Source organism: bacterium, from assembly GCA_037131655.1.
Taxonomy (GTDB): domain Bacteria; phylum Armatimonadota; class Fimbriimonadia; order Fimbriimonadales; family JBAXQP01; genus JBAXQP01.
This window is the reverse complement of the sequence record JBAXQP010000048.1, coordinates 1-12,736: the sequence shown is the minus strand read 5'-3', so window position 1 is coordinate 12,736 and position 12,736 is coordinate 1. Positions and strand designations below refer to the sequence as shown.

At 46.4% G+C, this 12,736-nt stretch carries 13 protein-coding genes; 3 read left to right on the top strand and 10 right to left on the bottom strand.

From position 1 onward, the window contains the following. The 3 genes from WCO51_03860 to WCO51_03850 form a co-directional block, all read left to right on the top strand. A partial coding sequence (locus WCO51_03860; protein ID MEI6512393.1) for a hypothetical protein occupies positions 1-625 on the top strand: 625 nt, incomplete at its 5' end. A 107-nt stretch (positions 626-732) separates the two neighbouring features. Then, positions 733-1,587, top strand: coding sequence for a carboxylating nicotinate-nucleotide diphosphorylase (gene nadC / locus WCO51_03855; protein ID MEI6512392.1), 855 nt, complete (start codon positions 733-735; stop codon positions 1,585-1,587). Positions 1,588-1,594: 7 nt separating this feature from the next. Beyond that, on the top strand, positions 1,595-2,329 hold the full coding sequence (locus WCO51_03850; GenBank protein ID MEI6512391.1) for a biotin--[acetyl-CoA-carboxylase] ligase: 735 nt from the start codon (positions 1,595-1,597) through the stop codon (positions 2,327-2,329). Between the two features lie 85 nt (positions 2,330-2,414). On the opposite strand, the gene WCO51_03845 is transcribed toward WCO51_03850, so the two are convergent. From WCO51_03845 to WCO51_03800, 10 genes are all read right to left on the bottom strand, one after another. Further along, positions 2,415-3,995, bottom strand: a complete 1,581-nt coding sequence (locus WCO51_03845; GenBank protein MEI6512390.1) for a hypothetical protein — start codon at positions 3,993-3,995, stop codon at positions 2,415-2,417. 264 nt (positions 3,996-4,259) lie between these two features. Further along, positions 4,260-4,979: a hypothetical protein gene (locus WCO51_03840; protein MEI6512389.1), complete on the bottom strand. Its 720-nt coding sequence runs from the start codon at positions 4,977-4,979 to the stop codon at positions 4,260-4,262. Positions 4,980-5,128: 149 nt separating this feature from the next. Further along, positions 5,129-5,914, bottom strand: a complete 786-nt coding sequence (locus WCO51_03835; GenBank protein MEI6512388.1) for a hypothetical protein — start codon at positions 5,912-5,914, stop codon at positions 5,129-5,131. Positions 5,915-5,928: 14 nt separating this feature from the next. After that, entirely contained in the window at positions 5,929-6,750 is an 822-nt protein-coding gene (locus tag WCO51_03830) for a hypothetical protein (protein MEI6512387.1), read from the bottom strand. 34 nt (positions 6,751-6,784) lie between these two features. Continuing rightward, complete coding sequence (locus WCO51_03825) at positions 6,785-7,648, bottom strand: hypothetical protein (protein ID MEI6512386.1); 864 nt, start codon at positions 7,646-7,648, stop codon at positions 6,785-6,787. 90 nt (positions 7,649-7,738) lie between these two features. After that, positions 7,739-9,073: a type IV pilus assembly protein PilM gene (pilM, locus tag WCO51_03820; protein MEI6512385.1), complete on the bottom strand. Its 1,335-nt coding sequence runs from the start codon at positions 9,071-9,073 to the stop codon at positions 7,739-7,741. 231 nt (positions 9,074-9,304) lie between these two features. After that, positions 9,305-10,081 (bottom strand): carbon-nitrogen hydrolase family protein, encoded by a 777-nt coding sequence (locus tag WCO51_03815; GenBank protein ID MEI6512384.1) that lies wholly within the window; start codon positions 10,079-10,081, stop codon positions 9,305-9,307. An 8-nt stretch (positions 10,082-10,089) separates the two neighbouring features. Next, positions 10,090-10,833 carry a hypothetical protein gene (locus tag WCO51_03810; protein ID MEI6512383.1) on the bottom strand — a complete coding sequence of 248 codons (744 nt, stop codon included), beginning with the start codon at positions 10,831-10,833 and terminating at the stop codon, positions 10,090-10,092. 118 nt (positions 10,834-10,951) lie between these two features. After that, positions 10,952-12,127 (bottom strand): vitamin K epoxide reductase family protein, encoded by a 1,176-nt coding sequence (locus WCO51_03805; GenBank protein MEI6512382.1) that lies wholly within the window; start codon positions 12,125-12,127, stop codon positions 10,952-10,954. Between the two features lie 75 nt (positions 12,128-12,202). Continuing rightward, positions 12,203-12,736 (bottom strand): hypothetical protein (locus tag WCO51_03800; GenBank protein ID MEI6512381.1); only part of this gene is annotated, 534 nt, incomplete at its 5' end.

Below are 12,736 nucleotides of genomic sequence, written 5' to 3'. Positions count from 1 at the left end.
GTCGATAATCCATACTTTAATCATCGTCGCAATCATAACTCCATTCTTCTTTGCCATCCCTGCTGTTGGCAAGCGTTTTGCTCAGTTATGGGATGAATCTTACCTGCGTTTCAGCCAAACCTTCGAAAGAGAACAGTTTATCAAAGGAGGTATAAAGGATCGCTTAATAGAAATTGATATAGCAAAAGTGGCCTGGTTGACAGACCCTATACTCGGATATGGTTATGGTAAAGCTTACGGCGGACGAGCTGGTGGTTCTACTTATAGCACTGGCATGCACATCAGTTCGCTTTATTACACCCACAACTCATGGATGTTCCACGCCCTTAAGGGGGGGATTATTCAGGTACTAGCCCTTTTGTTTGTTATCTTAGCCGCTTTTCTACAACCATTTCTATTAATGAGAAAGTCTAAGAGCGGAATAGTCATAGGAGCATGCTGGGCTTCCATTGCCTTTGTCCTGGCTATGACATTGGGCAGCATGGTACAAGGCAATTTCTATTTGTCTCCTTATACAACATGCCTTGTCCTTGGAATTGCTTTTCCTGAACTCATCGAGCGTTACGTACGCCTCAAAGCTGAAGATGAAGCTAAGTTATTGGAAGAAATCGCTGTCAGCGCTTAATGACATAACCTTTTCTCTTTCATTAACATCTGTAAGATATAACCTTCAATGACAGGTCGCTTATATACGCGGAACCTTCTTCGACTGCTTGGGTACAATGGGTACTAATGAGTACTGATATTCCTATGCTTGACTTCACTACCGTTTCCGATATCGTGCGCCGTTCTCTTGCTGAAGATGTGGGATCGGGGGATGTTACGACCCTGTCGACTGTCGATTCCAATCTTATGGCCTGCGGTAAGTTTGTTGCGGAGGGTGAGGGGATCCTTGCAGGATGGCCGGTAGCGCTTGAAGTCTTTCGGCAGCTTGATCCCAATTGCCATGCAAATGATTCCTTTTACGAAGGTCAGACAATCACCAAAGGGCTGATTGCAGCCCAACTTACAGGTTCCGCTCAAGCTCTTCTGACTGGCGAAAGAGTCGCTCTCAACTTCTTACAGCATTTATCAGGGATTGCTTCACTAACCAATAAATTTACATGCCTTATTGAGGGCACTGAAGCACGGATTTTCGATACCAGAAAGACAACCCCCGGCTTACGAGTATTGGAAAAATATGCGGTTCGAGTGGGTGGTGGAAGTAATCATCGCTTCGGTTTGTACGACGCTGTCCTAATTAAGGACAACCACATCGCGCTCGCTGGAGGCGTCGAGCAAGCCATCGAACGCGTAAGAATAGACGCCCATCAACTACAAGTCGAAGTTGAATGCGATAGCTTGGCACAAGTCGAAGAAGCTCTTAAATGCGGAGCTGATATTATTCTGCTTGATAATATGTCCACTCAAATGTTAGAAAGTGCGGTCAAAATGGCTGACGGTAAGGCGCTTCTTGAAGCATCAGGTGGTGTAAATTTAGGTACGGTGCGTGAAATTGCCTTAACCGGTGTCGACAGGATTTCGGTCGGAGCGCTCACTCACTCCGCTCCCATTTTACCAATGCGTTTTGAGTGCCACATAATATAATTGCTATATGAGCCACATTCGCGTAGAACGTCATGTATCAGTCAATTCAACACAGACAGTGGCGACAGCCCATGTAAGTGCCGGAGAACGCCGTGTAGACGCAGTACAAGCTGATTTTCAAACGGAGGGACGTGGGCGTTGGGGAAAAATTTGGGAGTCTTGTGAGTGCGAAAACTTACTTATCACCTACATCCTCTGGGATATTCCAGTTCCTGAACCTCCATGGGAACTTGGCCTTATCATGGCACTAGCTGTTTGCGAAGTTGTTGAAGAGAGATTGGTTGAACTTGGCCTATCAACATACCCGAAGCTCCGCTGGCCAAACGATATCCTGATAGAGGATAAAAAAGTTGCAGGCCTATTGCTTGAACTTCCCGAAGCTCCGACACAAGGGAAAGTTCCAATTATTGGAGTTGGGTTAAACGTTAATCAAACAATCTTCACGCCACCCTTAAACGATAGCGCCACTTCCATAAAACGCTTATCTAATTCTGATAGCTCCATCTCCGAATTTGCTTCAAATATCTGGGATAGGTTCCATAGTCTGTACCCCTTACTGATTAGCAATCCAATCGCTCTCGCTACTCTATGGCGTACACGTGATGCGACTAAGGGTAAGTTTTATCGCTCCCCTGATGGCCGTTCCGGTATTGCACAGGGTATTAGAGAAGACGGCTGTCTTGTTATTCGTTGGCCGGACAATTCCGAATCCGCTCTCCCAGCCGCCGAGGCTGTGATTTAATCTTTTGATTTTCCTAACTCCCAAAATATAAAAGCAGCGCCTTTCGACGCCGCTTGTTATTATCGCAATCTAATTGTCAACTAGATTAAGGCTCTATACTTACCTGATTACCTGTATCGGGATCAGGTAGCACAACTGGTGTTACGAAGATTAACAACTCGCTGTCCTCACGAGTGGAGGATTTACTGCGGAAGAGCGACCCGATAATCGGGAGATCAGCAAGAATGGGAACCTTGTTAACACTGCTCGTTTCAGTCTTTCTTGTCAAACCGCCGAGCACCATCGTCTCGCCTGATTTTATAGTTCGCAAGCACTGAACATACTGGGTTACTGTATCCGGAATTTCAGTACCATCAGGGCTCTTGCGAAGTTGACCGAGATCAGATATCTGCGGCGCAAGCATCAAAGTAACTGTTCCGTCCGCATTTATTCGCGGGGTGACCTGCAAAGAGGTCGTTACCGGGATTTGAATGGGTGTTGGGAAGGCTATTTGGTTACCGGTGCCGGTAATCGTTGACTGATTGACAAAGTAGGTAAGGCTTAACTCTTCCTGAATGACTGCTGGCACGTTATTCATTGTGGTAACAATTGGTGAGTTAACAACTCTACCCTTACCTTCAATAAGCCTCGTACGGAGGTTAGCAATCACATTACCGGAAGCATAGTTCAAGAAGACAGGATCTCCACCGGCAAACCCTGAGGTACCACCTGTAACGTTCACACGAGAGAAATTCCAGTTAATTCCGAATGATTTGCTTAAGCTCGCCTGAGCAGTAATGAATTCAACCTTTATCAGGACTTGCTTTGCGCGAACATCGAAAATTCTAACGAGTCGCTTAAGCTCTTCAATACCTTCATCCGTTCCCTTAACAATTAAGGAGTTATCAACAAGGAAGGCCTGAACACTATCAACATCCGGAGGCAGCAGACCAGAGGCTGCACTGGTGGCGCCAGGGGTGTTTGAAATTGCAGGAGTAGTCGGTGCGCCGGGAAATGATCCGCCGGGTCCTCTACCGCCATATTGGTTATCCGATAGATCTAGGTCTGATGAGCGGTTTGCGCCAGTATCGTTCGAAGAACTAGCGCCCTCGATTGGAACTGCAGGTACAACAGGCGTTATAACCGTCGGGTTATTAACAAGCACCCGCGGTATGCTCCGATGAACCAACGCCTGGACTTGCGATGCACTTAAAGACTCAGGATTGTTTCCACCAGAAAAGATTGCTCTCATTACATCACGAGCGTCCATAAACTTAAGAGCAATCTTTTCGATACGCATCCTAGGCTTAGGAACAACAGACGTAGTATAGACATTATCGCTACTCAATTGCTGAGCAGGTCGGGTGCCGACAGGCTGGATGAAGTAAACCCCATCCTCATTCTTTTCATATTCAGCGCCTGCAGACATACAAATGGCAAGCAACGCTGTCTCGAAGGAACGATCAGTAAGATTGACATTAACCTTCGAATATGGTTTATCCGTAGGTTTAAAGCATATCTCAGCGCCGGTTTGCTTTGTAAGAAGCTGAAGAGCAGTATAAAGCTCCGCTCCCTGTAAATTTAACGATACACGCGCTGTAGATACATCGCGCATCTGTGCTAAAAGTGCACCTGCTATGGCTAGAGCCAGAAGTGCCAATACCACCTTTATTAAACGGTGATGCATGTCCAAGACTCCTCCCTGAGAGGTTATTCGCAATCGCCTCTATTAAACTTCCCGTACAGACTATTTACTAACTTATTGACTCATTAAGGATACCCTTAAAAACCATTCAGCAATTAAAGATATTTTCACACTTATTCTATGAGGTTAGCATGTAACATTCCATAAGACCAGTCACTTACCATCGTCTCAAAGCTAAGTGTTACTACCAATCGAATTCTATTCAAAAAATTCGATTGGAGACGACATTATGAGATTATATTAAATTTAGAAACCGCGGCCTATATTGCCATAGCTAGAACCGGTACCGGAACGACCATAGGAACTGCCGCTGCCATAGTTACTGCCGCCATAACTGCCGCCACCATAGCTACCGCTTCCAAAACTCCCCGAACGGTTGCCACCATAACTACCACCGCCTAAACCGCCACTCATCCCGCCGCCATAGCTACCGCCGCCGAAGCCGCCGCCGCCATAACTACCTCCGCCACCGCCGCCGCCACCGCTATTAAGACTAGGCTCAACGGGGATAATACTTCCTCCAAAGAGCTGCGCAATACTGGCAGGGTCAGCCATTCGTATTGGTATTCTTTGAATGATCTTAGTGGGCGCGGATATCACAGGGGTATCAACCGCAGTTGAAGTCGGCACAACCGTTTCTTCAACCTTCGCAACTACCAAATAGATACCGCCTTCAACACGGAATGTCGCTTTGACCTGGCCTAAAACACTGCGAAGCGCCCATTCAAATGCGATATCCTTCAGTTTAATGGTGATAAAACCTTGTACTGACGGATCGACTGAATAGTTAGCGCCTACGCTTCCAAACAAAAGCTTAAGAGCAGCGCGGACATCGGCTTGGTCTAAATCAAGTGACACAGGCTTTGATGCGATATCTGATGGGGCCTGAGCCATCACGCTTTTCACTGCCATTCCCTGAAAGAGTATCAGAGATATGAGCAATGTCATGTAAAGATTACGTCTCATAATGGACACCTCCGAATATCATACGTCGGACTCTCGGATTCGTTACGGTCAAACTTTGTTCGCTATTCAAATATAAGTTTCGGGCGTTGGCGCACTTCTATTAAGACAAGCGCTTCAGCTTCAAACTAATGTACGTATAAATCTTGTATTTAATTACTGCCGCGACCTGGTCGGCCACCACCGGAACCGGGAGGTCTGCCTGCGCCTCCTGGAACTCCATACCCCGGCTGACCAAAACCAGGTCCCATACCAGGTCCGCCAACAGGTTGGTTGGCAGCTTGTCGCATTCCTGCCGGTGGAGCTTCTAATCGGGCGATAACTTCCTTTGGAGTGACGTTTCCTTCTCGCTTCAAAACTGCAAACGTTGAAGTAAGCTGAGCGACGCGCCACTCACCTATTATCGTACCCGGGCGAATTACCACTGGGTCCTGACCTTCGGTTTCTAAAATCGCAGCGATGCTGCTGCCAGCCAAAATGCCCGCTAGGCGTCGATAGGGCTGCGGATCATAAACAGGTTGCGGGGGCGGCATAATTGGCATAGGGCCAGGTACGAACACAGGTGCAAAGCTCACAATATCAATGATCTTAGCTTTTGAGCGATAAACTTCACTTGCCAATTTACTAAAGGGATCTGGTCGCGATGGGTAAATCGGTTTGTTTACAACTGCGATAACAGGGCCTTTGGTTTCTTTCGGTTTAGACATTGTCGGCGTTGAAGGCGTTGCAGAACTTTGACCACCAAGACCTGGTGTAGGTTGAAATCCTGGTGTGCCAGGAGGAGACCCCATTGGCGAACCCGGCGCCCCACTTGGCACAGTAGTAGGAGTACTTGCTACTTGATCACTTGAGCTATTCTTAATATATATAATCAGTGCGGCTAATCCGATCACTACCACAACCAATATGATGATTAAAGGCGCTTTGCTTCCCTTCATAATTAGATTATCCCCTATTCTCCGCCCGCGTTGCGATTTCCTCTTATACCGCCACCAGTGTCACCAGAAGGTCCAACGGGTGATTCATTACTAGATCCCTGGTATTTAGACGTTGCCGTCCCTCCATACCCAGGACCGGAAGAGCTACTGGCGGTAGCTCCTAAATTCGGAATGGCTTTTGTATTAGCTGGGTTGACAGGGCTTTGAGGCAACACGTAAACCGTTGCGTTATACTGACCAATCAAGTTTGGAGTCGTTCCCTGGAAGCGTAAATTATCCACAAGAACTAAATAGTGACTTAGATTCGACCAATTTCTGTAATGCTGCAAAATGTGTGGGAATGATCCGCGTACCGACTGATCGCCAAAGTTGTATTGCGCGATTAAAATCGGATACCCATCCCCATTAAAATATCGACTGATGATTTCGTTAGGGTTCGATGGTAGCGGCCCTACGGTCGGGATACTCATGAGATCAACACCCGTTTTATTAGCATAGCCATAAAAAGTGTGACCAAGTTTGGATGGAAACGTCCAAGCTTGCAGCGCCATATGAAGCCGGTCTTGAGAGAAATCTATAATTGACGGAGGGAGGCCATACATTGCGGCATCATCCGCCCAATCAAGCCTCGCTTGCTGAACAATTGCTTTTGCTTTAGCAACGCGCTGATGGGCGATAGGCTCTTTGTCAATTTCTAATTGTGCCTTTTGGATATACTCGTCATGAAACGCAACCAATGTGCCGGTCGGGCGAACACCCAGACCCCAAATGGCGAACGCTACGACAATTGTCGCAACGAGTCCAATTGACCAGATTCCAAAAATCGTAATCCTCATCCTAAGTCTCCCTACCGACTTGCGCTATTTAAGTTTAGCGACCCATTGGCGAACTTCCACTCATGGAAGTATTCGCCGGCGTTCCACTGCTTGTGACAGTAGCGCTACTGCCACCTTTAATTATTCCCATTACATCCGGTTTATCAAATATTTCATCAGTCACACATGTAATGACATAAGTATTGTAACCTGGCAAAAGCGGTTCAACTGACGTACCCGATGACATTCCACCGGATGATAAGCCCCCGCCAAATGCGCCTGCGCTTGGGGCACCGGCAGTAGGACTTCCTGACGAATTACCAGCACCCGGACCATATCCGCCACTTACTCCTGACGGATATCGTGTCCCAGGACCTTTTATTTCGTCGATCCCAACTAAATTAATATGAGGGCACTGATAAAGCGATGCCAAAAGTTGTGTTAGTTGCTTGAGGTCCTTAATATTGACCTCCATCACCAAAACGGAACCTGTACCGGTGGTCGGTGCGGCAGTAGCCCCTAATGATGGATTAGAGTTAGCGTTTGCATCACCACCTGATGCAGTAAAATTCATTCGGTTCACACGTACGCCTGCCGGAATAAACGGTACGATATCCATATAGGCATCGGGATAACGCCGATTAAATCCCACCACGCTATCAACAGCAAGGGTTTGCGCAATCAGCAGCTTCGCATCTTCAAGAATCTTGTCCGCGCTGTCTGAGATAGCGGCAATTCTAGTGATCTCCTGATCCATCCTCATTTTCGTATCTTTTCTCTCAGTTAGCGTGTTACTAGTGCTTATATACCAAACTAACATGACAGCATTAATTACAATAAATAATGCCGTCACAAACAGCCCCACGTTCCGTCGGGTTGTGCTCTGTTTTACATAGGTTGGCAACAAGTTCAGTTTCATGATTCTTGGACCCTCTTTAGAAACGCTTCTCGTTCAACGTTCCTCTCGGTATACAAAATGCGCACAAACTATTGGCGCCGAAACAATTATTTACTCATAGAATGCATTCATCGCCATGCCGATGCTTACGGGCAGTAATAGCGCGTTTTGCATCAAAAACTCTTCCGAATAACGTCGGGTATTCACCTGAATACCTCGGAGCGGATCCGCGACTACAACTGGAATATCAAGCGATTGATGCAGATATTCATCCAGATTGCGAATACCAGCCGACCCACCGCAAATTAATATCTGGTCGATACGAGAATCGGTTGAACGACTGCGGAAGTATTCAATCGAGCGCCGTATCTCTCCTACAAGCTCTTCTAAATCTTGGCTAATCGCATAGAACAATCTCGCCTTGCGTTGTTCTATGGAAGAAAGCACTTGTGTCGTCTGTTGAACGGGTTCTGGCGTTGCCTCAACTACTTCTTCAGGTGGAACATAGTCAGCGTGTCCCGGAAAGACCGGAAGCGCCACATCATCCTCTTTTTCATACAATTGCCGAACATCAGACGTTGTGGGCACAACATCAGGCTGTTTCGAACTCGTAATCTCAAAACCGCCCGTATCCTCAACATCGAATGATTGAGTGCCTGCTCCCTGCATCGTTGGCGTTTGCTGCGCCAACAGGTTCATCATCACTTCTGCTTCGTCTCGCTTAAGACTCTCTGCTTCCTCTGCACTTACCCCAAAGGCCTGCTTGATCTTATCGGTCAGCATGTTTCCACCGATCGGCAGAATACGCGGGAAGACCAGTAAGCCGTTTTGATAAATATCAACCGTAGAGCTTGATGCGCCGAGGTTGATGACGCAAATCGTTTTGTCACCATACAACTCATATTGGCTCAAAATGAGGGAGCGATTAAGGGCAAGTGGCTCAACATCAATGCCTATCGGCCTCAAGTTTGCTGCTTTTCCAACATCGACAATACGATCGATCGCGTCCTGAGGAGCAACTGCCAGAACTACTTCCATCGTCTGAGAATCAGGGGGAGTATTCGGGCGATCAATTGGCCGAAAATCCGAAACTATTGCTGTATCGGCAAAGGGGATATTACGCTGAATTTCCCATTGCATGTGCTCTGCAAGTTCAGCTTGCGACATTCTCGGAACTTCCAAAATACGCACCACAACAGAGGACTGACCGGATATACCGAACACTACTTGTTTAGTCGTAATGCCCGATTCACTGAGCAGTTTTTTGAGCGCAACCCCTAAACCAACTGGATCCTGAACGCCGACACTATCGACTGCGCCAGGAGGAGTTGGAGCTATTCCTACGCCGGTAAGCACCGGACGATCTTTCGATAAACGTAGTTCAGCTACTTTTATCGTATGCGTTCCGATGTCTACTCCGACCACAGAGCTAACTGTTTTTGCCATTGACGACGTTCTCCTACTTCTTTCGCGCCCTAATCTTATCACTCACCAATACTCATTGTCAAGCAGAACCAACCCTGTAAGCAATGAAAACTGTTCTACTCACCATGCACACCGCTTACAATTTGCCTTTAACTCATATCAAACGGATTAGCAATGTCTTTTGACGTTCGGCATCCGAATTAATTACCAAAATCCGAACGGATATTACAAGCTTTTTTCGAGGAAGCTATTCTAACCCTCAATTTCAATCGTATAGGTAAAGAATTGCTCGCCCTTTGAATGCGTTTTTACTACCCATGTACCTTGCGGACCAATTATACCGCTTGGGCAAGAGCAATCAATATTCATCGGAAAGCAATTATCAACCGTCACAATCCAAACTTGACCTGCTTCTGCTCGCATTCGAAGGTTTGATTCATGATACTGCCACATCAACTTGGAATACTCGCTGCTGGCTCTTCCCCCATTGACTGCATGAAAGATTATTTTTGTTCCCATTTTCGATAGCTGCTGGGTCAAATGAGGGTCTGGCTCAATCGTACAGAGTGGATTAGCCCAGACATCATTACAAATCAAGCCGCCGATCACGATCCCATTCAGGTTGAAAGTTCTTAACGGGGTTGTATCATAAAGCGTGCATTCCCCTTGCGGCTCTTCGCTCATTACATCACCGCATCGCAATATTTTACTGTGAAAACCCAAAAAGACGCCCTCTTGATCGTAAAATCTCAGTTGATTGTAGCAGCGTCTATCCTCAGGCTCAACAAAGCAAGTGCCAAGCGCCAACCCAAGTTTTACGGAACGCGCTTTTGCTGTAACAACTTCAAGGGCGCTTACAACCTCACTGGCGTTAAAACGAGGGGTGTACCCACTAAGGGAGCCTTCCGGCGTCAGCAAAATATCCGCCTTTGCATCAACCGCAAAATCAATCGCCCGATTGATCGCTTTTAGATTTTCGTTAATATCTTCCCCAACTGGAAGCTGCGCACCGGCTACTGTTAATTTCATCTTAATTCTTACTTAGGCTGAGAAGTATTTTTACCGGGTATGTTGCTTTTTGATGAAGCTTGCGTTGCTTTCGCAGGGGGTATCCATTTAAAAAGCTTTTCATCGACCGGCATATTTATTTTAAGCGTTTTGACCATTAGGGTAGTTCGCAAATTGCTCACTTTTCCCTTCGCATTCGCTGGTATCAAAAGATCCGAACTCATTCCGCAGATCATTTGATCTTTTTGTCTCACATAAATGAGAGTTTGAACTTTAGCTTGAGAAGGAAGATTTTTCCTAGGAACTTCCGCAAGAATTTCGTAAACAGGAATGCCTTCCAATACAAACGTCCTTTTCAGTTTATAGACGCTCCCAGGTGTGCTTATCGCTCCTCGGGTCCCGCCAGTATCGAGAATTGGATTAAATTTTTTGGTTGCTTTATCCTTTTTATAGGTATTCTGAGAAGCATCATACACGTACAGGATATCCCCGTTTGATGCCATCTTCATCTCTGTCTTACCGGATAAGGCATTACTACCCCTCATAGTGAGGTAAATCTTGTTGGGGGCTTTATAAGTAAAGTCAATTAGAAGCTCCTTAACCACCTCTTTGCCTTGAACCGTGCCCTTAGTGGTTAATACTAACTGCCCTTTCATTGTCTTTGCTGATTCTGCCTTCGCCTTCGCTTGCTGGAGCATTTTGCTGACATCTAGAGCCTGCGCATCTTGAGCTATAAACAACAATACCAAAGCTATTATCCAGACTCTGATCATACCAACTCCTCCGTTACATTTTGAACCTAGCATCCGTAGCTAATCAGTATAGCGCATTGCGCATTTCTGACGCCATATGACCAACCTCCAGCCCCTAATTTACAATACCTATCAGCATCTAATGAACATCGGTAGGGACTGTTGGCTGAGGTTCGGTGTCGAAGCTTGGCGGAGGGGGCGGGTTGGGGATGTATTGGCTGAGACTTCCCCCCATTATAAGCGCAATGAGCTTTTGGGTCGACTCAGTCCTAACAACGCCTTTATTGGGTATGAAGATAAAGAAGGTTGGAGTACCTTCTATACCAGCGGCTTTTGCATCGGCTATATCGCGTTGGATTCGAACCATCACAGAATCCGGAGGGTCAGCAAGGTTGAACGTCTTCATATTTAAACGCATAAATTTAGCTAAACCGATGAGAGATTTTTCATCCAATTCTTTATCTTTTGAAAGACGAAAAACAAGGTCACTCATCATCCAAAACTTATCTTCCCCTTCCATTCCAGCCATTTCGACTGCAGCAGAAGCTTTGAGGGACACTTCATGACCTTTAACCATATAAAGAGGAAAATGGCGATAAACGAACCGTACACTCTGGGGGTTCATCTGTAGAAGTTTAACTATGTATTCATGAGATACACGGCAGTTTCCGCATTGGTAGTCTGAAAACTCCACAATTGTGATCGGGGCGTTCTCCGGTCCTTGAATATGCAATTTAATGTCTTTTGGAAACACTTTAGCTGCAGTTGCTCTTGATACGGCTTCCACTTTGGTTTTGTCCCAGACCATCCATGAGCCATATCCAACCCCAACCAACACTGCCAAAAGCGCGAATATAAGATGCCACTTGTGTTCGACACTTGGCTCTATGGACGTTTGTATTTCACGGCGATTAGACAGGTGGAAAGCTGAGGCCAACAAGATAAGTGTTATGATCACAGCGGAGGAAGCGCACCACCAACAGGTTGCGTTGAGTACCGAATCCGCATAATAAATAAGAGTATAACTTATGATTGCCGAAGGGATTGCTAGTCCAAAAATCGCGCTGTTTATTGGGCGCCATTGACTTAACTCTTTTTGACTGCGCACCCAACAAAGGATTGCGATTAACGAGTAGAACAAGAAGCCTGCTGCAGAAATATACTTAGAGTAGGGCCATTGCGCTACAGCATCACACCCACCGGTCCCGCAGGGAAGATCGACAAAGTGCCAATCGAATAGTATCAACATCCCTGCTACAAAGCAACCAGCTAGAGAAAACAAGAAGATAAAACGATTGAATATACGATCAGACATCTTTCACCCCTGATATTACACGTCCCCTTCTTGCATAGAAGGGGACGTTCATAAGGCTCTATTCCAAATAAACTGCTAACGCGGCCCATTTATGCCGTTCGGATCGCTGGGCATCACAGTTTCAGTGCCAGTCGGATCCACCGGCGGCTGTTTTACAACCACAGTAATTGACTGTGTGGCTGTGTGCCCTTCATTGTCGGTAGCCGTAATTTGATATTTAGTTGTTTTCATTGGCTTGACATCAACAGTGCCGGCTTGATAATCAACCTCGCCGATTCCGTGATCGATATCAACCTTTGAAGCGCCGGTTGCTCGCCACGTGAGCGTAACTGTTCCGCCAGGATCGACCGTTCCAGGTGTCGCCGTGAATATATCGATAGTAGACTTACTCTTCTCGGTAACCGTGATAGTTACCTTCGAACTTACTGTCTGCTTGACATTTACCACCGTTAGAACGTATTCCGTCGTTCTATCCGGAGTTACTAGACGACTACTAACCTCTAATGGGATGGGCGCAGGATCGGCAAGCGGAGAAAGGTAAATCTTTTCAGCGTTAAGCACCTTCCAACTCAACTGCGCGCTTTCACCCTTGATAAGATCTTTCCTATC